This is a genomic window from Pseudomonas fluorescens HK44 (assembly GCF_000217955.3).
In the GTDB taxonomy this organism is placed as follows: domain Bacteria; phylum Pseudomonadota; class Gammaproteobacteria; order Pseudomonadales; family Pseudomonadaceae; genus Aquipseudomonas; species Aquipseudomonas fluorescens_AQ.
On sequence record NZ_AFOY02000008.1, the window covers coordinates 283,752 to 310,409 of the forward strand.

22 protein-coding genes and 1 pseudogene are annotated in these 26,658 nt (G+C 59.9%); 14 read left to right on the forward strand and 9 right to left on the reverse strand.

Annotated features, from left to right (window positions below):
* Window positions 1-47: 47 nt before the first annotated feature.
* The 4 genes and pseudogenes from HK44_RS07800 to HK44_RS07815 all read right to left on the reverse strand — a co-directional run bounded on the left by HK44_RS07800 (window position 48) and on the right by HK44_RS07815 (window position 4,373).
* Entirely contained in the window at window positions 48-1,310 is a 1,263-nt protein-coding gene (locus HK44_RS07800) for a tyrosine-type recombinase/integrase (protein WP_019691539.1), read from the reverse strand.
* Between the two features lie 122 nt (window positions 1,311-1,432).
* Window positions 1,433-1,957, reverse strand: a pseudogene (gene nadE, locus HK44_RS07805) (NAD(+) synthase); the annotation flags it as partial.
* A gap of 4 nt (window positions 1,958-1,961) precedes the next feature.
* Entirely contained in the window at window positions 1,962-3,188 is a 1,227-nt protein-coding gene (gene pncB / locus HK44_RS07810; protein ID WP_019691541.1) for a nicotinate phosphoribosyltransferase, read from the reverse strand.
* A 279-nt stretch (window positions 3,189-3,467) separates the two neighbouring features.
* Window positions 3,468-4,373 (reverse strand): LysR family transcriptional regulator, encoded by a 906-nt coding sequence (locus tag HK44_RS07815; protein ID WP_019691542.1) that lies wholly within the window; start codon window positions 4,371-4,373, stop codon window positions 3,468-3,470.
* Window positions 4,374-4,537: 164 nt separating this feature from the next.
* Between HK44_RS07815 and amaB the strand changes: the two genes are divergently transcribed.
* The 8 genes from amaB (at window position 4,538) to HK44_RS07855 (ending at window position 14,415) form a co-directional block, all read left to right on the forward strand.
* Window positions 4,538-6,028, forward strand: a complete 1,491-nt coding sequence (amaB, locus tag HK44_RS07820; protein WP_019691543.1) for an L-piperidine-6-carboxylate dehydrogenase — start codon at window positions 4,538-4,540, stop codon at window positions 6,026-6,028.
* Window positions 6,029-6,196: 168 nt separating this feature from the next.
* On the forward strand, window positions 6,197-7,480 hold the full coding sequence (gene amaA / locus HK44_RS07825) for an L-pipecolate oxidase (protein ID WP_019691544.1): 1,284 nt from the start codon (window positions 6,197-6,199) through the stop codon (window positions 7,478-7,480).
* Window positions 7,481-7,862: 382 nt separating this feature from the next.
* The gene (locus HK44_RS07830) at window positions 7,863-8,996 is read left to right on the forward strand and encodes an ABC transporter substrate-binding protein (protein ID WP_019691545.1); all 1,134 of its coding nucleotides are present in this window, start codon (window positions 7,863-7,865) and stop codon (window positions 8,994-8,996) included.
* Between the two features lie 185 nt (window positions 8,997-9,181).
* A complete protein-coding gene (locus tag HK44_RS07835) occupies window positions 9,182-10,096 on the forward strand; it encodes an ABC transporter permease subunit (protein ID WP_024264802.1) in 915 nt (304 codons plus the stop codon).
* A 2-nt stretch (window positions 10,097-10,098) separates the two neighbouring features.
* Entirely contained in the window at window positions 10,099-11,397 is a 1,299-nt protein-coding gene (livM, locus tag HK44_RS07840) for a high-affinity branched-chain amino acid ABC transporter permease LivM (RefSeq protein WP_019691547.1), read from the forward strand.
* Window positions 11,394-12,269 (forward strand): ABC transporter ATP-binding protein, encoded by an 876-nt coding sequence (locus tag HK44_RS07845; RefSeq protein ID WP_019691548.1) that lies wholly within the window; start codon window positions 11,394-11,396, stop codon window positions 12,267-12,269. Before livM ends, HK44_RS07845 begins: the two co-directional genes overlap by 4 nt.
* Window positions 12,266-12,982: an ABC transporter ATP-binding protein gene (locus HK44_RS07850; RefSeq protein ID WP_019691549.1), complete on the forward strand. Its 717-nt coding sequence runs from the start codon at window positions 12,266-12,268 to the stop codon at window positions 12,980-12,982. The genes HK44_RS07845 and HK44_RS07850 overlap by 4 nt, the downstream gene beginning before the upstream one ends.
* Window positions 12,983-13,278: 296 nt before the next feature.
* Window positions 13,279-14,415 (forward strand): DUF6515 family protein, encoded by a 1,137-nt coding sequence (locus HK44_RS07855; RefSeq protein WP_019691550.1) that lies wholly within the window; start codon window positions 13,279-13,281, stop codon window positions 14,413-14,415.
* Here the strand turns inward: HK44_RS07855 and HK44_RS07860 are convergent.
* Window positions 14,400-15,305: a cation diffusion facilitator family transporter gene (locus tag HK44_RS07860; protein WP_019691551.1), complete on the reverse strand. Its 906-nt coding sequence runs from the start codon at window positions 15,303-15,305 to the stop codon at window positions 14,400-14,402. The two genes, HK44_RS07855 and HK44_RS07860, sit on opposite strands and share 16 nt — an antisense overlap.
* A gap of 28 nt (window positions 15,306-15,333) precedes the next feature.
* The gene (locus HK44_RS07865; protein ID WP_019691552.1) at window positions 15,334-15,753 is read right to left on the reverse strand and encodes a hypothetical protein; all 420 of its coding nucleotides are present in this window, start codon (window positions 15,751-15,753) and stop codon (window positions 15,334-15,336) included.
* Between the two features lie 109 nt (window positions 15,754-15,862).
* On the opposite strand from HK44_RS07865, the gene hrpB reads away from it, so the two are divergent.
* Window positions 15,863-18,394, forward strand: coding sequence for an ATP-dependent helicase HrpB (hrpB, locus tag HK44_RS07870; RefSeq protein WP_019691553.1), 2,532 nt, complete (start codon window positions 15,863-15,865; stop codon window positions 18,392-18,394).
* 194 nt (window positions 18,395-18,588) lie between these two features.
* On the opposite strand, the gene HK44_RS07875 is transcribed toward hrpB, so the two are convergent.
* On the reverse strand, window positions 18,589-19,668 hold the full coding sequence (locus tag HK44_RS07875) for an endonuclease/exonuclease/phosphatase family protein (protein ID WP_019691554.1): 1,080 nt from the start codon (window positions 19,666-19,668) through the stop codon (window positions 18,589-18,591).
* A 73-nt stretch (window positions 19,669-19,741) separates the two neighbouring features.
* Window positions 19,742-20,416 carry a YciC family protein gene (locus tag HK44_RS07880; protein ID WP_019691555.1) on the reverse strand — a complete coding sequence of 225 codons (675 nt, stop codon included), beginning with the start codon at window positions 20,414-20,416 and terminating at the stop codon, window positions 19,742-19,744.
* A gap of 177 nt (window positions 20,417-20,593) precedes the next feature.
* Between HK44_RS07880 and HK44_RS07885 the strand changes: the two genes are divergently transcribed.
* The 5 genes from HK44_RS07885 to HK44_RS07905 all read left to right on the forward strand — a co-directional run bounded on the left by HK44_RS07885 (window position 20,594) and on the right by HK44_RS07905 (window position 25,292).
* The gene (locus HK44_RS07885) at window positions 20,594-21,400 is read left to right on the forward strand and encodes a DUF2076 domain-containing protein (RefSeq protein ID WP_019691556.1); all 807 of its coding nucleotides are present in this window, start codon (window positions 20,594-20,596) and stop codon (window positions 21,398-21,400) included.
* A 138-nt stretch (window positions 21,401-21,538) separates the two neighbouring features.
* Complete coding sequence (locus HK44_RS07890) at window positions 21,539-22,018, forward strand: NYN domain-containing protein (protein ID WP_019691557.1); 480 nt, start codon at window positions 21,539-21,541, stop codon at window positions 22,016-22,018.
* Between the two features lie 22 nt (window positions 22,019-22,040).
* On the forward strand, window positions 22,041-22,652 hold the full coding sequence (locus tag HK44_RS07895; RefSeq protein ID WP_019691558.1) for a 3'-5' exonuclease: 612 nt from the start codon (window positions 22,041-22,043) through the stop codon (window positions 22,650-22,652).
* A 326-nt stretch (window positions 22,653-22,978) separates the two neighbouring features.
* Window positions 22,979-23,905: a drug/metabolite exporter YedA gene (yedA, locus tag HK44_RS07900; protein ID WP_019691559.1), complete on the forward strand. Its 927-nt coding sequence runs from the start codon at window positions 22,979-22,981 to the stop codon at window positions 23,903-23,905.
* Between the two features lie 52 nt (window positions 23,906-23,957).
* Window positions 23,958-25,292, forward strand: coding sequence for a DEAD/DEAH box helicase (locus HK44_RS07905; protein WP_019691560.1), 1,335 nt, complete (start codon window positions 23,958-23,960; stop codon window positions 25,290-25,292).
* A gap of 36 nt (window positions 25,293-25,328) precedes the next feature.
* Here HK44_RS07905 and HK44_RS07910 read toward each other — a convergent pair whose 3' ends face one another.
* Window positions 25,329-26,570: a TIGR03862 family flavoprotein gene (locus tag HK44_RS07910; protein WP_024264803.1), complete on the reverse strand. Its 1,242-nt coding sequence runs from the start codon at window positions 26,568-26,570 to the stop codon at window positions 25,329-25,331.
* Window positions 26,571-26,658: the final 88 nt, after the last annotated feature.

Sequence of the window (26,658 nt, forward strand, 5' to 3'; positions counted from 1 at the left end):
AGCTTGTCGCTAGATACTTTGGGCGATCAGCTTTTCGTCGAGGGGGCTCATTTCTTATCCCCGGTCTTGATTCGCCTGGTTGTCCTCTCGCGGAGGACGTGCATCTCTCCGCACTTGGTCTTGAGAAGCGAGTCCGGCTTGCAGAGCTTTTGATAGATGTCATGAGGGATCTGCGTGTACCCCTCAGTCGTGGTGGTATGCGAATGGCCATGCCCTATCGAAAGCATTCCAAGGCGCTCAAAATAATCCTTCCCAAGATCAGGGCTTGTGAGCAAAAGGTAAGCAGAGCCATGTCGGAACTTATGCGCTGAGATCTTCCGCTTGATCTTGCCAGACTTACGCGCCCGCTCGGAAACGCGTTCGAACAACTTTTCAACGCTCTTGGTGATATAGGGTTTCCCATGTGAATTGAAGAACGCAGGCGTCTTCTCTGGGTCTCTGATGCGCTGGCTAAATCGATGGTACAGCGGTGTCCTGTGATAGTTCTCGATGCGCTCCAGTGTTGTCCTGCTGACAAGCGTTATCCTGGGGACGATGTTATTCTTTTTGCCCTTGCTACCTTGGACATGCAAGGGGCTGTAATCCGCATTCACCGGTATGTTGCTATCAGCGGAAACGTATTGGAGTTTCTGATACTCAAGCGCATCGCGGATGTGCTGAAGCGTTATGCGAGGAAGCTCAGACTCTCGAATGCCTGAGTCGTAAATCAGCTGCAGCATGCACCTCTCCCGTTCAGAGTGTGCGTGCAGGATCAGCTGTTCAAGCTCTAGCATGCTGCATGGCTGGACGATTGCTCTCGTATTCGCTTTACCTGGTCGAATCGGCCCGTGTTCATAAGGATTGTCAGTCCGGAGTGGAGGCTTTCCGCAGAGGCTGATGCAAAGGTGGGAACTAAAGAGATGGTGATAGGCGGCATCTCGACCTTGCACAGTCTTGGGAGCATAGCCCGCACCATCCAGACGACCCAAGTACACCTCCAGGTTACCTAACCCAATACTCAGCAGGAGATCGTCTCTACGAGAGTTCTCGTACTCTGGTTTGGTTTTCTGGTCTTGAAGCAGGTACGAGATACGCCTGGCATAGGACAGAACCGTTTTGTCCGACTTTAGGATGTTTCTGTAGTTCCGGCAGAGGTACGAGGACACCAGGGGGAGAAGCTGTTCATCGTCATCGATCAACCCGCATCCAGTAACCTTCACGAGTGATTCACTGCCTTCTGGCTGAGCTAGGAACTGCTCACGGTATTTGCCGTTGGCGAGGATGGAATTGCTTAGGTCGAGCTCTCTGTCTCGTACAGCAATCACTTTCATTTTCTGACGCCCTACGCATCGACTCAGGAAGGTCGGTGTGGAGTATGACTCATGGCTCAGATTCTGGAGGGAGGTGAAGCTAAGTGACTATTGGATTGTGCACTTCAGTGTAGGGGGGTAGAAATCACTGCTTCGGCCGCGTGGTCGGTGCCGATCACCAGGCCGCTGGCGGCGCCGGCGATGGTGTATTGCGCGACCATGCGCATCCGCGCCTTGGTGTTGCCCAGAACAAAGTCCACCCAGACCGCTTGCTTGCCTTCGAAGGCCGCGACTTCACTGGCCAGGGATTTGACTGCCGGGCCGATGTTTACGGTGTGGCGCTCATCCGGGGCGATGAAGTCCACCGAGGCTTGGGCATCGTGTTCATCGAACTGGGTTTCGTACGGCAAGCGTACGGCGATGAACTTGTAGCCCACGTCCCCGGTGCGCTCGCGCAACTCGCGCATGGCCCGCTGGGCCAACAGGCCGGCGGTCAACGAGTCGACACCACCGCTGATGCCGAGCACCAGCGTCTTGAGCCCGGAATTGACCAGGCAATCCTGAATGAAGGTAATCCGCCGTGCGACTTCAGCCTCCAGGGCTGCCGAGTCGGCGAAGGGCGGTTGGACCTTGAGCTGTTCAGCAATCTCACGCTGTACGGCTTGCATGCATTCACTCCTTGCTTGATGTGCCAGAGAGGGCGGCAGGTACTTGAAACACATGTCGCAAATAGGCGACGAAATTCGGGTCTTTGCAGTGCGTCTTGCCGGCCTCGTCGGAAATCTTGGCGACGGGCTGACCATTGCAGGCTGCCATTTTAAGCACGATGCTCATCGGCTCGACACCTGGAATATCGCACGTCAGGTTGGTGCCAATACCGAAACTGACATTGATCCGACCATGCAATGCGCGGAATATCTCCAGCGATTTGGGCAGCGTCAGGCTGTCGGAGAACACCAGCGTCTTGCTCATCGGCTCGATACCGAGCTTATGGTAGTGCGCAATGGCTTTTTCGGCCCAGGCAATCGGGTCCCCCGAGTCATGGCGCAAACCGTCGAAGAGCTTGGCGAAATACAGGTCGAAATCGCTCAGGAAGGCATCGGTGGTGATGCAATCGGTCAGGGCGATGCCCAGCAAGCCGCGGTATTCGCGAACCCAGCAATCGAGGGCGGCGCTCTGACTGTCGATCAGTCGCGGGCCAAGTTGCTGGTGAGCCATGATCCATTCGTGAGCCATGGTGCCGAGCGGTTTCATGTCCAGTTCGCGGGACAGGTGCACGTTGCTGGTGCCGACGAAACGTCCGGGGAAGTCGTGCTTGAGCACGTTCACCACTTCTTCCTGCACGCGGTAGGAGAAGCGCCGGCGAGTGCCGAAATCCGCCACCTGCAGGTGCGAGAGTTCATCGGCGCTGGCATTGGCGCTCAACCAGTCGAACTTGCGATAGAGCTGTTCGCGGGCCTGCTCCATGACGATTTCACGGTAGCGATAGCGGTTACGCACTTCGCTGACGACCGCCAGCAGCGGCACTTCGAACAGAATCACATGCAACCACGGCCCACGCAGACGGATGAACAGTTCGCCGTTTTCGATGCCGGTATAGATGTAACGCAGATTGAAGCGGAACAACCCGAGAAAGCGCAGGAAATCCGGCTTCAGGAAGCTGATGTGTTCCAGAAAGCTTAACTGGTCGGCGCTCAGGCTCAGCTCGGCCAGACGCTCGATCTGAAAACGAATCTCCGCCAGGTATGGGCGCAGATCCTCGCTGTTGCGGCAGCGGAACTCCCATTCGACTTCAACGTTGGGGTAGTTGTGCAGCACCGCCTGCATCATCGTCAGTTTGTAGAAGTCGGTGTCGAGCAAGTTCTGCACGATGTGATCGGCAAACACACTCTCGCTCATAACGGGAATCTCCAGGCTGGCCGCCGCTGAGGGCAGCGACGTTTCAGCTGTTTCAATGAATGGGGCTAGTGGCGCATATCGGCGGGCTGTATTGCCAGCGTTTTTTTAGCGTGCGAGCGCTTCCTGTGGCGAGGGAGCTTGCTCCCGCTGGGGCGCGAAGCGGCCCTGAATTCCGCCATGGCGATTGATCGGGAGGAACGCGGGGCACCATTTTGCGACGGCTGCGCCGCCGAGCGGGAGCAAGCTCCCTCGCCACAGGTTGTGCGCATGGCTCCAATTCTAGGTTGCATCCGGGCTATCGATCTGCTCCAGCATCCAGGTGACAAAATCGCGCACCTTGGGCACTTCCGCCGAATGTTCGGGGTAGGCCAGGTAATAGGCGTCGCTGCTGGGCATTGCGTGCGGCCAGGGGATGACCAGTTTACCGTCGGCCAATTCTTCTTCCACCAGAAACCGTGGCAGGAGGGCGACACCGCAACCGACTTGCGCAGCGCGGATGCACATATAAAAGGTTTCGAAGCGCGGCCCGTGATAGCTGTGCTCGGTCTGGTAACCCTGGCTGTCGAACCAGTCGTGCCAGGCCTGGGGGCGCGAGGCGTTTTGCAGCAACACCAGATCGCTGAGTTGCGTCGGGTCGGTGAAGGGCTGCTCCGGCAGGCTGCCCGGTGCGCAAACCGGCACCAGCTCTTCGCCGAACAGTTTCAGGCATTCGGTGCCGGGCCGTGAGCCCTGGCCGAAATAGAACGCCAGGTCGCTGCGTCCTTGCAGCAAGTCGTCGGCTTCGTGTTCATTGCACAGGTCCAGGTGAATATGCGGATGCCGCAGGCGCCAGCCTTTCAGACGCGGCACCAGCCAGCGAGCGCCGAAGGTTGAAGGCGTGGACACGCGCAGTACTTCGGTCTCACCGCCGTAGGAACGCAGGTAGTGGGTCGACATCTCGACTTGCGTGAGAATTTTTCGCACTTCAACCAGGTACAAATCACCGGCCGGAGTCATTTGCAGGCGTCGACGTACCCGGCGAAACAGCAGGTGCTGCAACAACTCTTCGAGTTGCGCGACCTGTTTGCTCACGGCGCTCTGGGTCAGGTTCAGCTCTTCGGCAGCGCGGGTGAAGCTCAGGTGACGAGTGACCGCCTCGAAACACTGCAACGCGGTGATCGATGGCAAGTGGCGTTTATTCAGCATGAGAGGGACCTTGTTCTTGTTGCAACGCTTTGCATGAATAAACGGAATGATATCTCGCCTAATCGTCGTTTGTTGGCAAGTCTCGGGGCGGCTACAACTATAGGCCTGAAGCCCCTTGTCAGCGGGCTGTGAATTTTCTGCTTTTCACGTTGAAGGAGTGACCCATGGTTGCCGCATTGCTTGATCGTTTGGGTGTGAACCCGGCCCTGTACCAGAACGGCAAACAGCCCGTGCATTCACCGATCGACGGCAGCCTCATTGCTTCCGTGAACTGGGAAGGCGCCGCTGAAGTCGAGCAGCAGGTCAGTCGCGCAGAGCATGCGTTCGACCTGTGGCGCAAGGTCCCGGCCCCGCGTCGTGGCGAACTGGTTCGCCAATTGGGCGACATTTTGCGCGAGTACAAGGCCGATCTGGGCGAGCTGGTGTCCTGGGAAGCCGGCAAGATCACTCAGGAAGGTCTGGGTGAAGTTCAGGAGATGATCGACATCTGCGACTTCGCCGTCGGTCTGTCGCGTCAGCTCTACGGTTTGACCATCGCCTCCGAACGTCCGGGCCACCACATGCGTGAGTCCTGGCATCCACTGGGCGTGGTCGGGGTGATCAGCGCGTTCAACTTCCCGGTCGCGGTCTGGGCCTGGAACACCACACTGGCGCTGGTCTGCGGCAACTCGGTGATCTGGAAACCGTCGGAGAAAACCCCGCTCACCGCACTGGCCTGCCAGGCGCTGTTCGAGCGTGTATTGAAGAACTTCAGCGATGCGCCGGAGTATCTGAGCCAGGTGATCATCGGCGGCCGCGATGCCGGTGAAGCACTGGTGGACGACCCGCGCGTGGCCTTGATCAGCGCCACCGGCAGCACCCGCATGGGCCGCGAAGTGGCACCGAAAATCGCCGCACGCTTTGCTCGCAGCATTCTGGAACTGGGCGGCAACAATGCGATGATCCTCGGCCCAAGCGCCGACCTCGACATGGCCGTGCGGGCGATTCTGTTCAGTGCGGTCGGCACAGCCGGTCAGCGTTGCACCACCCTGCGTCGCTTGATCGCCCACGAGTCGGTCAAGGACGAGATCGTCACCCGCCTCAAGGCGGCGTATTCCAAAGTGCGCATTGGTCATCCGCTGGAGGGCAATCTGGTCGGTCCGCTGATCGACAAGCACAGCTTTGAAAACATGCAGGACGCGCTGGAGCAAGCCTTGAGCGAAGGCGGCCGAGTGTTTGGCGGCAAGCGTCAGCTCGAAGACACGTTCCCGAATGCCTACTACGTTTCGCCGGCCATCGTCGAAATGCCGGAGCAGAGCGATGTGGTGCGCAGCGAAACCTTCGCGCCGATTCTGTACGTGATTGGCTACAAGGACTTCGCCGAAGCGCTGCGCCTGAACAATGCGGTGCCACAAGGCCTGTCGTCGTGCATCTTCACCACTGATGTGCGAGAAGCCGAGCAATTCATGTCGGCGGTGGGCAGCGACTGCGGCATCGCCAACGTCAACATCGGCCCGAGCGGTGCGGAAATCGGCGGCGCCTTTGGCGGTGAGAAAGAAACCGGCGGCGGTCGCGAGTCCGGCTCCGATGCATGGCGCGGTTACATGCGTCGCCAGACCAACACCGTCAACTACTCGCTGGAGTTACCGCTGGCCCAGGGGATTACGTTCGACTAAATCTTGAGTCAAACAAAGATCCCCTGTGGGAGCGAGCTTGCTCGCGATAGCGGTCTGTCAGTCACATCAATGCTGGATGTGCCGCCGTCATCGTCGGAGCGCCGCCCGGAGCAAGCTCGCTCCCACATTGAATGGTGTGGTGGTTAGGTTTCTGATCGGAGTCTGGCGATGCCGTTACGCGAAGAATGCTTATGGGAAAAACTGACGCCGCAACGGCCTGACCGGGCGGCGCTCAAGGGCGAGGTGACGGCGGACGTCTGCGTGATCGGCGCCGGATTCACCGGTTTATCGGCGGCGGTGCATTTGCTGGAGCAGGGTAAAAGTGTCTGCGTGCTTGAAGCCAAGCGCTGCGGGCAGGGCGGTTCCGGGCGTAACGTCGGGTTGGTGAATGCCGGGATGTGGATTCCCCCGGACGAGATCGAAGCCGGGTTCGGCGAAGCGATCGGCAGCCAGCTCAATCGCATGCTCGGCGCGGCGCCTTCGTTGGTGTTCAGCCTGATCGACAAATACAACATCGATTGCCAGTTGCGCCGTGAAGGCACGCTGCACATGGCGCACAACGCCCGTGGCGAAGCCGATCTGCGCAGTCGTGAAGCGCAATGGAAACGCCGCGGCGCGCCCGTGGAGTTGTTGACAGGTGCTGCGTGCGAGCAGGCCACCGGTACCCAAAAGATTGCCGCTGCGTTACTCGACCGTCGCGCCGGCACGCTCAATCCGATGGCCTACACCAGCGGTCTGGCCAAGGCTGCTGCGGATCTGGGTGGTCAGCTGTTCGATCATTCAGCAGTGACCCGTCTCGAACGCCAGGGCCAACGCTGGTCGGTGCAAACCGACGCCGGTTCGGTCATGGCCGAGCAGGTGGTGATCGCCTCCAACGCCTACACCGAAGGCGACTGGACTGAACTGCGGCGCAATTTTTTCCCCGGTTATTACTATCAGGTGGCTTCCGCGCCGCTGACCGAAGACGCCGCGCAACTGATCCTGCCCGGTGGCCAAGGTTCCTGGGACACCCGCCAGGTGCTCAGCAGCATTCGCCGTGACAGTCATGGCAGGTTGTTGCTCGGCAGCCTGGGCAACGGCAATCAGAAACCAACGTGGTTTCTCAAGGCCTGGGCCGACCGGGTTCAGCAGCATTATTTCCCTTACCTCAAACCGGTGGACTGGGAATGCACCTGGACCGGTTGCATCGCTTTTACCCCCGATCACTTGATGCGTTTGTTCGAACCGGCGCCCGGTTTAGTGGCCGTGACCGGTTACAACGGTCGTGGCGTGACCACTGGTACGGTGGTCGGTAAAGCCTTTGCCGATTATTTGTGTAACGGAAATCCTCAGGCGCTACCGATTCCCTTTGCGCCCATGCAGCCACTGGCCGGGGTGGGCCTGCGCAGTTGTCTGTACGAGGCCGGTTTTTCGCTCTATCACGCGGGCCAGTGCCTGCGGATTGTCATCTGATCGAGGAAATATGTTGCGTGAAGCGGCGCTTTTTGGCGCAGCGACTAGCCTGTAATGGTGCGGGTTTGTAGCAGTTGCGCACCAGCAGTGTGCAGTTCGGTGACGCACGTTGTTACAGGCTGGTTGCACGTCGTTTGGTGTCGCGGTTGCAATGATGGCGCACAAGGGTTGCGCCTAAAAAAATAAATGGTTTCACCTTCCGCGGTTTAGACGGTTGCACGCCCAATGAAAAAGGGCTCGAAACAGTCGAAATAACAATAAAGCAGCGACTTTTTGAAGAATAAAAAACCGATGGCACGCCACTTGCTCTGCGCTTGTAGCTGAATCAAAGCTTCCGCTGCAGTTGCTGTGCTAACTAAAAAAACCTCAGGAGCACCATCACATGTCGCAGACGTTTTACAGGAAAGGTTTTCTGGCACTCGCAGTTGCTACTGCATTGGGTGTTTCTTCGTTTGTTCAGGCGGATGTCAAACTTGGTGTGGCAGGTCCGATGACCGGTCCGAGCGCGTCCTTCGGCTTGCAATACATGAAAGGCGCGCAAGCGGCGGCGGATGCAATCAACGCCAAGGGCGGCATCAACGGCGAAAAAATCGTACTGGTCCAGGGCGATGACGCCTGCGAACCGAAACAGGCTGTGGCTGTTGCGAACAAAATGGTCCAGGACAAGGTGATCGGCGTGGTCGGGCACTTCTGCTCGTCGTCGACCATCCCGGCTTCCGAGGTCTACTCCGACGCAGGCATCATTGCAATCACCCCGGGTTCTACCAACCCGACGGTCACCGAGCGCGGCCTGCCTGCCATGATGCGTATGTGCGGGCGTGATGACCAGCAAGGTATCGTCGCAGGCAACTACATCGTCGACGTGCTGAAAGGCAAGAAAGTTGCCGTCATCAACGACAAAGACACCTACGGTAAAGGCCTGGCGGATGCGACGGCCAAGCAGTTGACCGCGCGTGGCGTGAAACCGGTTCTTGAAGAAGGCCTGACCCGCGGCGAGAAAGATTTCAGTGCCCTGATCACCAAGGTCCGTTCGGTAGGGGCTGATGTCCTTTACTTCGGCGGCCTGCACCCGGAAGCGGGTCCACTGGTCCACCAACTGCGTGAGCAAGGTCTGAAAGACGTCAAGTTCATGTCCGATGACGGCATCGTGACCGACGAAATGGTCACGACTGCCGGTGGTGCTCCTTACGTCGACGGCGTGTACATGACCTTCGGCGCTGACCCGCGCCTGATTCCAGACAGCAAGGCTGTCGTGGATACCTTCCGCAAATCCGGTTACGAGCCTGAAGGCTACACCCTGTACGCCTACGCCTCGGTGCAAGCCCTGGCTGCCGGCTTCAACGGTGCCAAGTCGAACAAAGGTGAAGAAGCCGCCAAATGGCTCAAGGCGCACCCGGTGGAAACCGTGATGGGCAAGAAGGAATGGGATGGCAAGGGCGACCTGAAAATCTCCGACTACGTGGTTTACCAGTGGGATGCCGCGGGCAAATACCACCAGTTGGACAAACAGAAGTGAGATAAACGCACCGCCAGGTCCGGGCCTCTCGATATCCGTCGTGGGGCCCGGCTTGAGTCATGGGTTCTGCAATCATGCCGACCCGGTATTTTTCTTCTGAGCCACATGAACCTGGCCAGGTGCGCCTCACAAGGGCTCATCGACACCGGGTTCGCGGTGGCCTCTCAAGTTAGTGAGAGTGCATGATGGACGGTATTTTCCTGCAACAAGTTATCAACGGTTTGACTCTCGGGTCAGTCTACGGCCTGATCGCCATCGGCTACACAATGGTCTACGGCATCATCGGCATGATCAACTTCGCCCACGGCGAGGTGTACATGATTTCCGCGTACCTGGCGGCAATCAGCTTGGCTCTGCTGTCTTACTTCGGTGTCGAATCCTTTCCGCTGTTGATCCTGGGTACCTTGCTGTTCACTGTCTTCGTGACGGGTGTGTATGGCTGGGTCATCGAACGCATCGCCTACAAACCGCTACGCAACTCCACCCGACTGGCACCGCTGATCAGTGCTATCGGCGTTTCCCTGATCCTGCAGAACTACGCACAGATCGCTCAAGGCTCACGGCAACAGGGTATCCCTACGCTGCTGAGCGGTGGGCTGAGATTCGATATCGGTACGGGTTTCGTGCAGATTACCTACACCAAGATCTTCATTCTGGTCGCCGCGTTTATCGGGATGGCCCTGCTGACCTACGTCATCAAATACACCAAGTTGGGGCGCATGTGTCGTGCCACTCAACAAGACCGCAAGATGGCCTCGATCCTCGGGATAAACACCGACCGGGTGATCTCCTACGTGTTCATTATCGGCGCCGCCATGGCTGCGCTGGCGGGTGTCTTGATCACGGTGAACTACGGCACTTTCGATTTCTACGCAGGCTTCGTGATCGGCATCAAGGCGTTCACCGCTGCGGTACTCGGCGGAATCGGTTCGCTGCCTGGCGCCATGCTCGGCGGGATCATCCTCGGCGTTTCCGAGTCGCTGTTTTCCGGCGTGATCAACTCTGACTACAAGGACGTCTTCAGCTTCTCGCTGCTGGTACTGATCCTGATTTTCCGTCCTCAAGGCCTGTTGGGTCGCCCACTTGTGGCGAAGGTGTAAGCATGTCCGACGCTAATAACAAACCTATCGATGTGAAAAAAAGCCTGATCGACACGGTTCTGGCCGGGTTGATTGCCCTGATTGTCTTCGGCCCGATCGTGGGCGTAGTGCTTGAAGGCTATAGCTACAATCTGCAACCGACGCGGGTGGCCTGGATGGTCGGGGCGGTGATGATCGGGCGTCTTGCCTTGAGCCTGTTCATGCAGACTGCCAAGGGCCTGAAGGTTCAGCAACGCTTCGAAATCGTCGGCTCCGGCGTGCATGTGCTGGCACCTGATTTCAAGTCTCGGCTGCGCTTCATCATCCCGGCGTTGATCGTGATCGCTATCGTGTTCCCAGTCTTCGCCGACAAGTACCTGCTGACGGTGGTGATCCTGGGCTTGATCTACGTGTTGCTGGGCCTTGGCCTGAATATCGTGGTCGGCCTGGCAGGTCTGCTCGACCTGGGTTACGTGGCGTTCTACGCCATCGGCGCTTATGGCCTGGCACTGGGTTATCACTACCTTGGCCTGGGCTTCTGGACCGTGTTGCCGCTGTCGGCACTCATGGCGGCGCTGGCCGGATGCATCCTCGGCTTTCCGGTGTTGCGCATGCACGGTGACTATCTGGCCATCGTGACCCTGGGCTTCGGTGAAATCATTCGCCTGATACTGACCAACTGGCTGTCCTTCACGGGCGGGCCTAACGGCATGCCGGTGCCATCACCGTCGTTTTTCGGTATCGAGTTCACCCGTGTGGCGAAGGATGGCGGGATACCCTTCCATGAATTCTTCGGGACCGAATACAACCCGAATATAAAGTTCATGTTCATCTATGCCGTGTTGTTCCTCGTCGTGATGCTGGTGCTGTACATCAAGCATCGCCTGACCCGAATGCCGGTCGGGCGGGCCTGGGAGGCCTTGCGCGAAGATGAGATCGCCTGCCGCGCCATGGGCCTCAACCACGTACTGGTCAAGCTGTCGGCCTTTACCCTGGGGGCTTCTACCGCCGGTCTGGCGGGTGTGTTTTTTGCCAGCTACCAAGGCTTCGTCAACCCGACCTCGTTCACGTTCTTCGAGTCGGCCTTGATCCTCGCCATCGTCGTACTCGGCGGCATGGGGTCGACCGTCGGCGTGGTAATCGCTGCGTTCGTGCTGACCGTCGCCCCGGAACTGCTGCGCGGCTTCGCGGAATACCGCGTATTGCTGTTTGGCATCCTCATGGTACTGATGATGATCTGGAAACCGCGCGGCCTGATTCGTATCAGCCGTACCGGTGTGACCCCGCGTAAGGGTGCCTTGACTGAGAGGAACGCGTCATGAGCGATGAAGTCATTCTCTCGGTAGAGAACCTGATGATGCACTTCGGCGGCATCAAAGCCCTGAGCGACGTCAGCCTGAAGGTCAAGCGTAACTCGATCTTCGCGTTGATCGGCCCCAACGGTGCGGGCAAGACCACGGTGTTCAACTGCCTGACCGGTTTCTACAAAGCCTCTGGCGGGCATATCGAACTGAACACCCGGGGTGTCAAAACCAACGTCATCAAGATGCTCGGGGAACCGTTCAAGGCGACCGATTTCGTGTCGCCAAAACGCTTCGTCAACCGGCTGCATTACAAGATGTTCGGCGGCACGCACCTGATCAACCGTGCCGGCCTGGCACGGACTTTCCAGAACATTCGCCTGTTCAGGGAAATGTCGGTGATCGAGAACCTGCTGGTGGCTCAGCACATGTGGGTCAACCGTAATCTGGTGTCCGGCATTCTCAACACCAAAGGCTACCGCAAGGCCGAAAGCGATGCCCTGGACCATGCCTTCTACTGGCTGGAGGTGGTCGATCTGGTGGACTGCGCCAACCGCCTGGCCGGTGAGCTTTCCTACGGTCAGCAACGGCGTCTGGAAATCGCCCGGGCCATGTGCACCCGGCCCAAGATCATTTGCCTGGACGAACCGGCGGCGGGCCTCAACCCGCAGGAAACCGAAGCGCTCAGCGCGATGATTCGGCATCTGCGCGACGACCACGACATTACGGTGGTGCTGATTGAACACGACATGGGCATGGTAATGAGCATTTCCGACCACATCGTGGTGCTGGACCACGGTAACGTGATCGCCGAGGGTAACCCTCAAGCGATCCGCAACGATCCGAAAGTAATTGCCGCCTACCTGGGTGCTGATGAAGAGGAGCTGGTATGACTCAACCGATCCTCGAACTGAAAGCGATCGACGTGTTCTACGGGCCGATCCAGGCCCTGAAAAAGGTCTCGCTGCACATCAACGAAGGCGAAACCGTCAGCCTGATCGGCTCCAACGGTGCCGGTAAATCGACGTTGCTGATGTCGATCTTCGGCCAGCCACGGGCGGCCGGCGGGCAGATCGTCTATCGCGGTGTGGACATCACCCACAAGTCGTCCCATTACATCGCTTCCAACGGTATTGCGCAGTCGCCGGAAGGGCGGCGGGTATTCCCTGACATGACCGTCGAGGAAAACCTGCTGATGGGCACGATCCCGATTGGCGACCAGTACGCTACCGAGGACATGCAGCGCATGTTCGAGCTGTTTCCACGGCTCAAGGAGCGGCGCAATCAGCGGGCGATGACCATGTCCGGTGGCGAGCAGCAAATGCTCGCCATTGCCCGGGCATTGATGAGCCGGCCCAAATTGCTGCTACTTGATGAGCCGAGCCTGGGGTTGGCACCGATTGTGGTGAAACAGATTTTCGCCACCCTGCGCGAACTGGCGAGCACCGGCATGACCATCTTCCTGGTCGAGCAGAACGCCAACCACGCGCTCAAGCTGTCCGACCGGGCCTATGTGATGGTCAACGGCCAGATCCGCCTGAGCGGTACCGGCAAGGAGTTGCTGGTGAACGAAGAGGTGCGTAACGCCTACCTCGGCGGTCACTGAGTTCTCTGTTGAAGTCTCCAGCCCCGGCGGGCAATCGCCGGGGCTTTTTATTTTTGGGCAGACTGCGACAGGTTATTGGTATTTTGCGCCCCTACCTTTTGGGTCGGAAGCCTGCTTCATGCTGTCGTAAACACCGGCGATCTACCGGGAACTGCGAGCGTTAGGTGCAAGTCAACGGATTACGAGAAACGCCTTTTATTGCCTGCAAAATAAGTCTCGTGACTGATAACCTGTTGCTGAACCGGCCTGTGCTTTTCCAGTCTTATGTATAGGTCACCACCGCAGTGAGGAATAGCATGAAGTCGTGCATCTGGCGTATGGCAGGTGTTGGTGTGTTGTGTGTAAGTGTCAGCGCGCCATTGCTGGCAGAAGGTCAGGGGGGCGAGGAACACCTTCAGGAACGGCAACGACTCCAGCAACAGCAACAGCAACAGCAACAGCAACACAATAACGGTGGTGGTCAGCACGAGCGCGGTGGCGAGGGGCGACCGGGGAATAATCAACCGCGTCCTGAAAACAATCCGCCTCGTATGGAAAGCATCCAGCAGCACCCGCAAAACAATCAACCTCGCGTCGAGTACAACCAGCCTCGTCCGCAGACTGAAATCATTCGTGGCAACAATAGCCGCCAGTTCGAACACAACGGTCAGAATCAGGGAGGCGACTGGCAGAACCGTCAGCGACACGAGCCCAATGGCCAGGTTCAAGTCCGACCCGCGCCCATGAACAACCTGCCGATCCAGAACCGTCCGGACACTGTTCGCCAGACCCAGGAGCCGCAGCGCGGCTACTATCAGGACGTTCCACGGCGCAACGATTACAACCAGCGTTGGCAGGCCGGTGGTCGCGATGACCATCGGGATGAGCGTCGCTGGTCGGGACGTCCGGAAGGGCATGGCAATGGCTGGGGTGAGGGGCCGCGGTATCGGCCAGGTCAGATAATCGAGCGCTTCCCTGAGCGCCACGACCGTGTGCCGTACCATGGGCAGGATTACTTCTACTCCGGTGGTTATTGGTATCGCCCACACGGGCCGCGTTATGTGGTGGTTCAACCGCCTCGCGGGATCCGTGTGAGGTATTTGCCCGATTATGCTCAGGAGGTGTGGATCGGTGGTGCGCTGATGTTTCTGGCGGCAGGCGCGTACTACGCCTACGAGGAGAGCACTCAGGACTACGTTGTGGTTGAGCCGCCGGTAGGCAACCCGGAACCACAACCCGTCAGCAATGGTTATGACGTGGTGGCATACCCGATCAATGGGCAGTCGCCCGAGCAGGTCACTCAGGACGGTTACGATTGTTATCGTTGGGCGGTCCAGCAGAGCGGGTTTGACCCACGGACCGTGACCTATCAGCCGGCGCCACAGGTGGTACAGACTTACCGCCAGGCCGAGGGTAATTGCCTTGTCTCACGCGGTTATCAGGTCACTTTCTGATTCCGGGTGGTCTTCACCGCTTCCTGCGGGTCGGCGTGCACCAGCACTTCGGCTCGCGGGTAAACGGCGTGAATGGCGTCCGCCGCTTGATCACTGATGCCATGAGCGACTGACAGCGTCAGTTCCCCCGGCAACTCCAGATGCAATTGCACGAACCAGTGACTGCCGGAGATCCGGGTGCGCAAGTCGTGTGCGCCGAGTACACCGGGCACGCTACACGCCAGTTCGAGCATGTGCTGGCTGACGTCCGGTGGCAGTTCTTCATCCATCAGCACGGCAAAACTTTCCCGGGCGATTTGTATCGCGCTCCACAGAATGTAGAAGGCGATCCCCAGGCCGAACCAGGCATCGACTTGATGCCAGCCAAAACCGGCCAGTACCAACGCTACCAGGATGCTGCCGTTGAGCATCATGTCGGAGCGATAATGCAGCGAGTCGGCGCGTACTGCGCTGGAGCCGGTTTCGCGGATTACCCGGTATTGCAACATCAGCAGCGCCAGGGTCAGGACGAGGGAAAAGATGATCACGCCAATGCTGATCCACGGCGCGCCCACCGGTTCCGGGTGTTTCAGGCGCTCGAATGCCTGATACGCGATCAATACCGCGCTGCCCCCGATGAACAGTGCCTGTGCCATGCCCGACAAGGATTCCGCCTTGCCGTGCCCGTAGCGGTGATCGTCATCGGCCGGGCGCAACGCGTAATGCACCGCCAACAGATTGAGCAGCGACGTCACGCCGTCGAGTGCCGAGTCCGTCAGCCCGGCGAGCATGCTCACCGATCCGCTCAGCCACCAGGCAATGGCCTTGGCGACAATGAGTGTGCTCGCCACCGCCACGGAGGCGCGGGTGGCGAGGCGTAACAGGCGAGCGTGTTCCGGGCTGCTGGTCATAGGTGGAGCGTTTCCTCGGTGTTGTGTATCAAGCGGCGGGTTGCAGGCCGAGCATGGCCAGTTGCTGAACGCTGCCCTTGTGCTGGATCAGGCGCGGGTCATCCAGCGGGAAGCTGCGGCCCAGTTCGCTTTCGAGAATGGCCTGCAACTTGTGGTTATCGACCTTGCCGTTGGCATCGATGGCCTGCTGGAGTTTCTCCGGCGCCACTTGCGCGGTCTTGCCGGGTTCGAAGTAAATCGCGCCAGTGGTGAAGTCTATAGCGAACGCGACGAGCCCGGGGATGATATAGAACAGCAGGCCCACGGCATCGAGCGCGGCAATCGCCGGGTCGATCTTGCCGTCGATCTGGCCACGGCGATCCGGGTAGAAAATCGAACCGCAAGCGGTCACTTGGGTCAGCAGGGTCGCAACCAGTACACCGCCAATCAGGCGAAACGGAGCACGCATAATAAATCTCCTGAGCAAACTTGAAACGAAACGTCGTCGGTATGAATTAGGACCGTGATTAACGCCAGGCAGTTCGCCGTTATACTCGGCGATCTGTTTTGGAGCCAGCATGATTTCTTTGCCAATTGATGAAGTTTTACCCGCGCTGCGTGAAGCCTTGGCGACACGCCACGAAGCCGTGCTCGAAGCACCGCCCGGCGCCGGTAAAACCACCCGCGTGCCGTTGGCGCTGTTGAATGAGCCATGGCTGGCCGGGCAAACCATCCTTATGCTTGAACCGCGTCGGCTGGCTGCGCGGGCGGCGGCCGAACGGCTGGCCAGCGAGCTCGGCGAGAAAGTCGGCGAAACAGTCGGATACCGGATTCGCCTGGACAGCAAGGTTGGGCCGAACACGCGCATTGAAGTCGTCACCGAAGGCATCCTCACGCGTCGCTTGCAGGAGGACCCGGCGCTGGACGGCGTGGGCCTGCTGATTTTCGACGAGTACCACGAGCGTAGCCTCGATGCCGATCTCGCGCTGGCCCTGAGCCTGAATGGCCGCGAGTTGTTTCGGGATGAGCAGCCGCTGAAGATCCTGTTGATGTCGGCGACGCTTGAAGGCGAGCGTCTCGCCGGGCTGCTGAATGACGCACCGATCCTGCGTAGCGAAGGTCGCATGTACCCGGTGACGATGCGCTGGGGGCGACCCTTTCAGCCGGGTGAATTCATCGAACCGCGAGTGGTGCAGACCATTCTCGAGGCCTTGAACGATGAAGCGGGCAGCCTGTTGGTGTTTCTTCCCGGGCAAGCGGAAATCCGTCGTGTGCACCAGCAGTTGGCGGATACCTTGGGCGAGCGCTCCGGGGTGTTGCTCTGCCCGTTGCATGGCGAGCTCGATCTGGCGGCGCAACGTGCGGCCATCGATCCGGCGCCACCTGGCCAACGCAAAGTGGTGCTGGCCACCAATATCGCCGAAACCAGTTTGACCATTAATGGCGTGCGCGTGGTCATCGACGCCGGGTTGGCGCGAGTGCCGCGGTTCGATCCTGGCAGCGGCATGACCCGCCTCGACACCCAGCGCATCTCCCGTGCCAGCGCCACCCAGCGTGCCGGCCGAGCAGGACGGTTGGAACCGGGCGTGTGTTATCGGCTGTGGTCGCAGGATCAGCACGAACAATTGGCGGCCTATGCCAGCCCGGAAATTCTCTCGGCCGACCTTGCCGGGCTCGCCCTGCAGCTCGGGCGTTGGGGCGTGATGCCTGGGCAGTTGGTCTGGCTCGATGTGCCTCCGGCGGCGGCTTATGCACAGGCGCAGGACTTGCTCGAACGCCTTGGCGCCGTGCAGGGTTCGTCCGCTGAAGACTGGAAACTCACTCGCCACGGGCAGGCCATGGCCGAACTGCCGGCCCATCCGCGCATCGCACATCTGTTACTGCGTGGGCAAGCGTTGGGGCTGGCGAACATGGCCTGCGACGTTGCTGCGTTGCTTGGCGAGCGGGACATTTTGCGCGGTGCTGGTGCGGACTTGCACAGTCGACTGGTGCTGTTGTCCGGCGAAGAGCGAGCGGCGCGTGGTGCTCAAGGTGGTGTGCAGCGGGCGCGGCAATTGGCCCGGCAATATCGTGGTTATCTGCGTGGCAAAGCCGAGTCGCCGGTCAGCGATCCGGAGCATCCGCGCTGGCTCGGCGCCTTGCTGGCGCTGGCCTATCCGGACCGCGTCGCCCAGCAGCGCCGCGCCGGTGGTGCGGAGTATCGTTTGGCCAACGGTCGTGCAGCATTGTTCGCCGAGGCTGACAGCCTGATGAAGCAACCCTGGCTGGTGATCGCCGATCTGGGCAGTCGTCAGGGGCAACGCGAAGAGCGGATTTATCTGGCAGCGGATTTTGATCCGGCGCTGTTCGATTCGGTATTGGCGGAGCAAGTGCGCTGCGTCGATCAGCTCGATTGGGACGAACGTGAAGGCGTGTTGCGGGCCGAGCGGCAGCGCAAGGTCGGTGAGTTGGTGCTCAGTCGCGAACCGTTGACCGGCCTTGATGAGACCGCACGCAGCCAGGCGTTGGTCAATCTGGTGCGCCGCAAGGGGCTGGAACTGTTGCCGTGGACTCCGGAGTTGCGTCAGTGGCAGGCACGAGTGGCATTGCTGCGTCAGTTGGACTTGAGCAAGCAGGGCGAGAGTGAGTGGCCGGACGTCAGTGATGCGGCGTTGCTGGACAGTCTGGAACACTGGTTGATGCCGTACCTGGGACGGGTTTCGCGGCTCAGCCATTTCGCCAGCCTGGACGTGTCGAGCTTTGTGCATAACCTGCTGCCGTGGCCATTGCCGCAACGCCTCGATGAGCAGGCGCCGCATCATCTGAGCGTGCCTTCCGGCTCATCGATTCGTCTGGATTACAGCGAGCAGCCACCGATTCTCGCGGTGCGCTTGCAGGAGCTGTTCGGCCTTGCCGAAACCCCGCGCATTGCCGGTGGCCGCCAGGTGGTCAAGCTGCATCTGTTGTCGCCGGCGCGGCGGCCGGTGCAGGTGACCCAGGACCTGGCGAACTTCTGGCGCAGTACTTACGCCGAAGTGAAGAAGGATTTGAAAGGGCGCTATCCGAAGCATTACTGGCCGGATGATCCGCTGGTGGCAGAGGCCACGGCGCGGGCCAAGCCGCGTAAGTAGACGGGCTTTGTAGTGCGCAGTGGCTCACACTAATCCTGTGGCGAGGGGGCTTGCCCCCGTCGGCCGGTCCGCGTTCGGGCGTAGCAGTCGTAAATCGGCAAATGCGGTGTACCTGATAAAACGTAGTGACAGGTTCAGGGCCGCTTCGCGACCCTACGGGGGCAAGCCCCCTCGCCACAGGTTATTTATTTGCTCTAGGGGGCGACGGGGAGCAGAAACCGTGCAATCACCGGCAAGTGATCGGAGATGCGCAGCGTATCGTCCTGCCGCACTTGCGCTTCGACCCGTTTGATCCGTGGGCTGTAGAACAGGTAGTCGACGGTGCGATCCGGGCCGTTGAGGCCGGGGTCGTTAGGGTAATGGGTCAGCCACTGGTCCCGCTCGACACCGCTGGCCTCGTTGTTGGTCGGGATCATCGGGTACTTGTCCCACAACACATGCAGCGCGCTGTCGGCGGAGTAGGGCGTGCGCTGTTCGGGCGCGAGGCGTTGATACTGGCCCAGCGGCAACAGGTTGAAGTCGCCACCGATCAGCCACGGCGTGCCGCGACCTTCATACGTGTCGAGTACCTTGGCAACCACCGTCACCTTCGCCTGCTGGGTCTCATCAGGCTGCACCGCCCGATCGAGGTGGGTATTGAGCACCGCCATTTGCCCGCCGTCGCGCAATGGCAGGTAACTCACCAACAGGGCATTTTTCGGCTGGAACTGGCGGCTGATGAAGTTGACCGGTGCTTCGGGCAGTTGCAGGCGTTCGGCGTGTTCGATCTGGTAGCGGCTCAAGGTCGCCAATTGGCGGCCAACGCTGCCAAAAATATGCGGATCGGGAACGAAGTCGGCCTTCCAGTCGAAGGCGTGTGTGCTGCAAGGGTAGAGGTCGGCCAGGCGTTCCTGGAGCAGTTTGAGCTGATGCTGATAGCCGCTGGCCTTGGCGTCATCATCCAGTTCCTGCAACAGGACCAGGTCCGGCTGCTCATCGCGGATTACCCGTGCCACTTCATCAAGGCTGAAGGCCATGTCTTCCGGGGTCGGACTTTCGTCAGGACCTTGGGCCAGATCATTCCAGAACACATAACGTTTGCCCGCCAGGTACTGGACGTTCCAGGTCATCACCTTCAACGCCTGCCCCGGCACCAGCGCAGGCGCGCGGGTGCTGCAACTGACGGGGAGCGTTTCCTTGGCGTCGGGGCGCCAGGTCAGGCTGTAGAGAAACGAAAACAGCAGACTGACAAGTATCAGCAGGCCCAGCAGGGTGTAGCGCAGTAGACGGGTCATGGCTCGGCTTATGGCGTTACAAAGTTGGGCCCGAGCATAACCGAGGTGCGTCCGGACCCCAAGAGTAGAGCTGTCAGGCGCTGCCTCCGGTTTTGTCGGGGGCCTCGCTGATCAGCATGAACAAGCGAAACAGCACCACGCTGGTGAACAGTTGCAGAAAGCTATGGACACTTTCGATGATCAGCGACAGCGCGGGATTTTGCGGTTCAGGGTAGATGGCCATGCTCGCACCTTTGAGCATCCACAACGGGCCCATCACGCAGAGAATGCACAGCAGGATGCGCAGGAAATTGCCACGGGCCAGGCGCATGCTTTCCCGGATGGCCTCCAGTGGTTGCATGTTGCGCAGCACCAGCAGGTATTCGGCAAAGGCGAGCATCACCATCAGCCAGATGCCCGGCAGGAAATACAGCGACAACCCCACCAGAATCAGCAAGGTATTGACCGCCGTCAGCAGCGCAAAGCGTGGCCACAGGCTGACCGACGCCGACAACAGGGCCAGGGTGCGCGGCGATTCGCCACGGCTGCGGGCATCGAGAAACAGGATCAGCGCGGCGGTGTACAGCGGATACACCAGCAACCCGACAATCACGCTATAGCCAGGAAAGGCGTCTGGCCCCTGGGAGTGGTCGACCAGTTGCTGAAGCAACGCTTCGAGCACGACCAACGGCAGGCACAGCGGCACAATGCGGCCCAGGTTGCGCTGGAAGAAATACAAGGAGTCGCGGAGTACGTCTAACGGATTCATCGGTCGCTTTCGCTGGTTACAAAGTATGTCGACACTGTAACCGATGCGACCGGCAGTCGAGCAAACGTAAACGTTCGGTAAAGGCCATTGAAACAATCAGTAACAGCCCCATAACTAGTGGGCACCTTATCCATAAGGGAAAAGGGCGATGATTTCCCGGCAATCTATGAGGTCGCCATGAACAGCGAAGAACAAACCCTGATCGATGGACTGTTTTCCCGGCTGCAACAGGCCGAAACGGATTCATCCCCGCGCGATGCCCTGGCCGAAGCGCGGATCAAGGAACATTTGGGCCGCCAGCCTGCGGCGGGCTATTTCATGACTCAGGCGATTCTGGTGCAAGAGGCGGCGATCAAGAGCCTCGATGAGCAGAACAAACAGCTCACCCAGCAAATTCAGCAACTGCAAGCCGAACTGCAACAAGCCAAGTCCCAGGCCGCCGCACCGGCACCGGGCAACAGCGGCGGTGGTTTCCTGTCGAGCATCTTCGGTGGCGCCCGTGATCCGCAGCCTGCACCGGCCCAGAGCGCTCCAGCATCGAGCGGCGGCTGGCGTGAACCGGCGCGACCTTCTGCGCCACCGCCTCAAAACTATGGCGCGCCACAGCAGGGCTTTGGTGCCCCACAGCAAAACTTTGGTGCCCCACAACAGAACTACGCGGCACCTCAGCAACAGGCGCCGGCAGCCGGCAGCAGTTTCCTCGGTGGCGCCTTGAAAACCGCAGCCGGCGTGGCCGGTGGCGTGATGCTGGCGCAGGGCATCAGCAGCCTGTTCCACAGCAACCAGCAGCAGCCGCAGGAAATCGTTGAAGTCATCAAGCAAGAGCCGGCTCAAGTGAGTGACAACAGCGGCTGGGGCAATGACGACCAGCGTCTGGCCAACAACGATTCCTGGAGCAACAACGACCTAGGCGGGTTTGCAGACGCTGACGACAGCAACGACAGCTCATTCTTCGGTGGCGATGACGACGATTCCTTCGTCTGATACGCCGTTCGTCCGGGGCCTTGTTGCGCCCCGGACTGATTATTCGCGGAAAAATCCTTCCGACTGGCATACTGGGCGACTTTTCGGACCTTGAGTCTGATCAATCGCCCGCGCTTGTGTGCGCCATGAGGATGTGCGGTGAAGAAGATCGCGGTGTTCGCCGATGTCCAAAACCTCTATTACACCGTGCGCCAGGCCTACGGTTGTCATTTCAACTACGCCGCCCTCTGGGCTGACGTCAGTCAGCGCGGGCAGATCGTCGAGGCCTATGCCTACGCCATCGATCGCGGCGACAGCAAGCAGCAGCAATTTCAGCAGATCCTGCGCAACCTCGGTTTCATCGTGAAGCTCAAGCCCTACATCCAGCGCAGCGACGGCTCGGCCAAGGGCGACTGGGACGTGGGCATCACCCTCGACATCATGGACGCCGCCGATCACGTCGACGAAGTGGTGCTGGCCTCGGGGGACGGTGATTTCGACATGTTGCTGGAGCGGATCATTGCCAAGCACGGTGTCGAAGCGGTGGCCTATGGCGTGCCGGGGCTCACCGCCAACTCGCTGATTCGCGCAGCCAGCCGTTACGTGCCGATCGAAGGCGCGTTGCTGCTTAAAAACTGAATACTGAACGCAAGGAACAGGTTTGGAACGCATAGCCGTCATCGACTTTGAAACCACCGGAATCTCCCCGAGCAGCAGCTGCCGGGCCACGGAAATTGCCGTGGTGATTCTTGAACAGGGGCGGATTGTCGACCGTTACCAAAGCCTGATGAACGCCGGCGTGCGCGTCCCGGCCTTCATCGAGCAACTGACTGGCATCAGCAACGCCATGCTGCGCACCGCGCCCTCGGCCGAGCAGGTGATGAATGAGGTCAACGAATTCGTCGGTATCACGCCCCTGCTGGCCCACAACGCGGCCTTCGACCAGAAGTTCTGGGACTTTGAACTGGGGCGGATCAAACGCACACGCTTGCAGAACTTTGCCTGTTCGCTGTTACTCGCCCGCCGCCTGATGCCGGCTGCGCCGAACCACAAACTCGGTACCCTGACCACCTTCGCCCAATTGCCCCATACCGGTCAGGCTCACCGGGCCATGGCCGACGCCGAAATGGCCGCCAACCTCACCGCGCATCTGGCGCAGGAGCTGCGGCAGAAACACGGCTTGCGCGAGTTGTCCCATGATCTGCTGTGCAGCTTGCAGAAAGTGCCGGCGGCGAAGATCAACGAACACCTCAAGCGCCATCGCGGGTTCTGACTGCATCACCACTCCACTGTGGGAGCGAGCCTGCTCGCGATAGCTGTCTGTCAGTCACTTGTGTGGTGAGTGTGCCGGCGTCATCGTCGGATCGCCGCCCGGAGCAAGCTCGCTCCCACAGGGGGCACTACTTCATGCTCACCTCCAACTCGGCGTAGGAAGCTCGACCGTTTTCCAGTAGTGCACTGAGTAGCCTGCGCGTCGGTTTATAGCCGTGATCTCCGTGCTTTGAAAAGTGTACTGGCCTTATAAACAGGTTTTGTCACTTAAGTTCCGTCCATCGGTTTTCTAAAATAACGCTCCTCCGTCCTGCCTTCGAGCGTCCTATGCCTGGTCTACGCCGTTTCCCGTTACCGCTGATGGGGGCCTTTTTCGCGTTGTACGTGATCTGGGGATCGACCTACCTGGTGATTCGCATCGGCGTGCAGTACTGGCCGCCGCTGATGCTTGGGGGCATTCGTTTTATTGTCGGCGGGACGCTGATGTACGCCTTCCTGCGCTGGCGCGGTGTGCCGGCGCCGACCTGGCCGCAGTGGAAGGCGGCGGGGCTGATCGGGATTTTGTTGCTCAGTTTTGGCAATGGCGCGGTCAGCATGGCCGAGCACACGGGCGTGGCCTCTGGCGTTGCGGCATTGGCGGTGGCGACGGTGCCGTTGTTTACCTTGCTCTGCGGATATTTCTGGGGGGCGCGTAATACCCGTCTGGAATGGGCGGGGATTGTGCTCGGGCTGATCGGTATCGCCATGCTCAATCTGGGCTCCAATCTGCAATCGAGCCCTTTGGGAGCTGCGCTGCTGATTGGTGCGGCGGCAGCCTGGGCGTTTGGTTCGGTTTGGAGCAAGCATTTGCCCTTGCCTCAGGGCGCGATGTCCAGCGCGGCGCAAATGCTCATCGGCGGCGTGGTGCTGTTGATCGGCAGCGCACTGACGGGCGAACACCTGCAAAGCCTGCCGCCGCTCGAGGGTTGGGTTGCGATGCTGTACCTGGTGGTGTTCGGCTCGATCGTTGCGTTCAACGCCTATCTGTACCTGCTGAAAAACGTCCGCCCGGCGGCAGCCACCAGTTATGCCTACGTCAACCCGGCAGTGGCGGTGTTGTTGGGGATCGTTTTTGCCGGAGAACGCATCGGTATCGCCGAGGCATTGGCGATGGCGGTGATCATCAGCGCCGTGGTGTTGATCGGTCTGCCGCAGTGGCGCCGTGCTCCTGAGCGGCCTGCGGTCTTGGTGCCGACAGAATCCCGTGTGAATTAGGGTAAACTGCGCGCCATTGCATACTCGCGCTGATTTTTCCTACGGTATTCCCATGACTTTCGCCACTCTTGGCCTGATCGAACCCTTGCTGCGCGCCCTTGAGACGCTCGGCTACCAGACTCCGACCCCGGTGCAGACGCAAGCCATTCCGGCAGTGCTGGCCGGTCGCGACCTGATGGCTGCCGCCCAGACCGGCACCGGCAAGACCGCTGGTTTCGCCGTGCCGCTGTTGCAGTTGCTGGCCATGGAAGGGCCGAAAGTCACCAGTAACTCGGTACGTGCGCTGATTCTGGTGCCAACCCGCGAGCTGGCCGAGCAGGTTCATGAAAGCGTGCGTCAGTATGCCGAGAACCTGCCGCTGAGCACCTACGCAGTGTACGGTGGCGTCAGCATCAACCCGCAAATGATGAAGTTGCGCAAAGGCGTCGACCTACTGGTCGCCACGCCTGGTCGCCTGCTGGATCTGTTCCGCCAGAACGCGCTGAAGTTCAACCAGTTGCAAACCCTGGTGCTGGACGAAGCCGACCGCATGCTCGACCTGGGGTTCTCCGAAGAGCTGGCAAACATTTACAAGGCGCTGCCGAAAAAACGTCAGACGTTGCTGTTCTCCGCGACCTTCTCCGATGCGATTCGCGAGTTGGCCGGAAAAATGCTCAATGATCCGCTGAGCATCGAAGTCAGCCCGCGTAACGTTGCCGCCAATACCGTCAAGCAATGGGTGGTCACGGTCGACAAGAAGCGCAAGGCCGAGCTGTTCATTCACTTGCTGCGCAAGAATCGCTGGAAGCAGGTGCTGGTGTTTGCCAAGACCCGCAACGGCGTTGATCAGTTGGTGGAAAAACTCCAGGGTCTGAGCGTGAATGCCGACGGTATTCACGGCGACAAACCACAAGCCACGCGCCAGCGCGCACTGGACCGTTTCAAGGCCAGCGAAGTGCAGATTCTGGTCGCTACTGACGTCGCGGCCCGTGGTCTGGATATTGAAGACTTGCCGCTGGTGGTGAACTTCGACCTGCCAATCGTCGCCGAGGACTACATCCACCGTATCGGTCGCACCGGCCGTGCAGGCGCGACCGGCGAGGCGATTTCGCTGGTGTGTGCCGATGAAGTGAATCAGCTGTCGGCCATCGAGATGCTGACGCGTCAGACGTTGACCCGCCACATGGAGCAGGACTTCGAGCCTGAACACCGCGTGCCGGACACCGATGCCAGCGGTCAGGTGGTCAAGAAGCCGAAAAAACCGAAGAAGCCCAAAGTCTCCGGTGGCGGCAAACGCAACCTCGGCAAGTGGGTGGAAAGCGGTGATGCTTCGGCGCCGGAGCCTTCGATCAAGCCAGTGCGCAAAGTGCCGGTGTTCAATACCGGGCCGCGTAAGCGTAAGCCTTAAGCCCCCGACAATGATCGTTCCCACGTGTGGGAACGATCAGCTTCTGTGTTTCAGCCACTCCACCATCCCCAACCCCGCCGCTCGTCCACTGGCGAAACACGCGGTCAGTAGATAGCCACCCGTTGGCGCTTCCCAATCGAGCATTTCCCCCGCGCAGAACACACCGGGCAATTGCTTGAGCATCAGGTTTTCATTCATCGCCTCGAACGTCACGCCGCCGGCACTGCTGATGGCTTCGTCCAATGGGCGGGTGTTGACCAGTGTCAGCGGCAAGGCCTTGATCGCGCAGGCCAGTAAAAGTGGGTCAGTGAAGCATTCGGCGGGTGTCAGTTCGCGCAACAGTGCAGCCTTGACGCCATCAAGGCCGAGTTGGCTGTGCAAGTGTTTGGCCATGGAGCGTGAACCGCGGGGTTTACTCAGTGCCGCCTGGATTTTATCCACAGGCCTGCCGGGCAGCAGGTCGAGGTGAAGGGTGGCCGAGCCGGTCTGATTGATGCTCTCGCGGATCGGTGCCGACAACGCATAAATCAAACTGCCTTCGATGCCGGTGGCGGTGATCACGCATTCGCCGAGTCGCGGGGCATCGTCATTGAGGCCAATGGCGATATTTTTCAGCGGGGCCCCGGCGAATTTGCTGACCATCAGCTCGCTCCAGGCCTTCACCTCGAAACCACAATTGCTCGGTTGCAACGGTGCCAGGGCAATCGCGCGTTGCGCAAGCGGCTGCATCCAGGCGCCATCCGAGCCCAAACGGGACCAGCTGCCGCCACCCAGCGCCAGTAACAGCGCATCGGCGCTGATCGCTTTCTCACCGTCAGGGCTATCGATACGCAGGCTGCCATCGGCGTTCCAGCCCAGCCAACGGTGGCGGGTGTGGATAACAACGCCGGCATCGCGCAGGCGTTTGAGCCAGGCGCGCAGTAGCGGGGCGGCCTTCATGTCGGTCGGAAACACTCGGCCAGAGCTGCCGATGAACGTTTCGATACCCAACCCATGAATCCACTGGCACAAGGCTTCAGCGCCGAATTCGCGTAGCAACGGGGCAATGTGCGGAGCGCGCTCGGCATAACGCGCCAGAAATGCCGGGTAGGCTTCGGAATGGGTAATGTTCATGCCGCCGACGCCGGCCAGCAGGAATTTGCGGCCCACCGAGGGCATGCCGTCGTACAGATCGACCTTGACCCCCGCCTGGCTCAGCACCTCGGCGGCCATCAGGCCGGCAGGGCCGCCACCGATGATGGCGACGTGGTGAGGGAGGTTGGCGGAGGGCTGGGTCATGGCGTGAGCTGCGGTTCGGCGGAATAGGGCGGGCATTCTAGCAGCAGCAAATAGTGTGGGAGCGAGCTTGCTCGCGAAGGCGATGGGA

What these genes read in the sequence shown, in the direction of transcription:
- HK44_RS07800 (WP_019691539.1), bottom strand. Translation starts at nt 1,310, where the DNA reads ATGAAAGTGATTGCTGTACGAGACAGAGAGCTCGACCTAAGCAATTCC.
- pncB (WP_019691541.1), bottom strand. Translation starts at nt 3,188, where the DNA reads ATGAGCGAGAGTGTGTTTGCCGATCACATCGTGCAGAACTTGCTCGAC.
- HK44_RS07815 (WP_019691542.1), bottom strand. Translation starts at nt 4,373, where the DNA reads ATGCTGAATAAACGCCACTTGCCATCGATCACCGCGTTGCAGTGTTTC.
- amaB (WP_019691543.1), top strand. Translation starts at nt 4,538, where the DNA reads ATGGTTGCCGCATTGCTTGATCGTTTGGGTGTGAACCCGGCCCTGTAC.
- amaA (WP_019691544.1), top strand. Translation starts at nt 6,197, where the DNA reads ATGCCGTTACGCGAAGAATGCTTATGGGAAAAACTGACGCCGCAACGG.
- HK44_RS07830 (WP_019691545.1), top strand. Translation starts at nt 7,863, where the DNA reads ATGTCGCAGACGTTTTACAGGAAAGGTTTTCTGGCACTCGCAGTTGCT.
- HK44_RS07835 (WP_024264802.1), top strand. Translation starts at nt 9,182, where the DNA reads ATGGACGGTATTTTCCTGCAACAAGTTATCAACGGTTTGACTCTCGGG.
- livM (WP_019691547.1), top strand. Translation starts at nt 10,099, where the DNA reads ATGTCCGACGCTAATAACAAACCTATCGATGTGAAAAAAAGCCTGATC.
- HK44_RS07845 (WP_019691548.1), top strand. Translation starts at nt 11,394, where the DNA reads ATGAGCGATGAAGTCATTCTCTCGGTAGAGAACCTGATGATGCACTTC.
- HK44_RS07850 (WP_019691549.1), top strand. Translation starts at nt 12,266, where the DNA reads ATGACTCAACCGATCCTCGAACTGAAAGCGATCGACGTGTTCTACGGG.
- HK44_RS07855 (WP_019691550.1), top strand. Translation starts at nt 13,279, where the DNA reads ATGAAGTCGTGCATCTGGCGTATGGCAGGTGTTGGTGTGTTGTGTGTA.
- HK44_RS07860 (WP_019691551.1), bottom strand. Translation starts at nt 15,305, where the DNA reads ATGACCAGCAGCCCGGAACACGCTCGCCTGTTACGCCTCGCCACCCGC.
- HK44_RS07865 (WP_019691552.1), bottom strand. Translation starts at nt 15,753, where the DNA reads ATGCGTGCTCCGTTTCGCCTGATTGGCGGTGTACTGGTTGCGACCCTG.
- hrpB (WP_019691553.1), top strand. Translation starts at nt 15,863, where the DNA reads ATGATTTCTTTGCCAATTGATGAAGTTTTACCCGCGCTGCGTGAAGCC.
- HK44_RS07875 (WP_019691554.1), bottom strand. Translation starts at nt 19,668, where the DNA reads ATGACCCGTCTACTGCGCTACACCCTGCTGGGCCTGCTGATACTTGTC.
- HK44_RS07880 (WP_019691555.1), bottom strand. Translation starts at nt 20,416, where the DNA reads ATGAATCCGTTAGACGTACTCCGCGACTCCTTGTATTTCTTCCAGCGC.
- HK44_RS07885 (WP_019691556.1), top strand. Translation starts at nt 20,594, where the DNA reads ATGAACAGCGAAGAACAAACCCTGATCGATGGACTGTTTTCCCGGCTG.
- yedA (WP_019691559.1), top strand. Translation starts at nt 22,979, where the DNA reads ATGCCTGGTCTACGCCGTTTCCCGTTACCGCTGATGGGGGCCTTTTTC.
- HK44_RS07905 (WP_019691560.1), top strand. Translation starts at nt 23,958, where the DNA reads ATGACTTTCGCCACTCTTGGCCTGATCGAACCCTTGCTGCGCGCCCTT.
- HK44_RS07910 (WP_024264803.1), bottom strand. Translation starts at nt 26,570, where the DNA reads ATGACCCAGCCCTCCGCCAACCTCCCTCACCACGTCGCCATCATCGGT.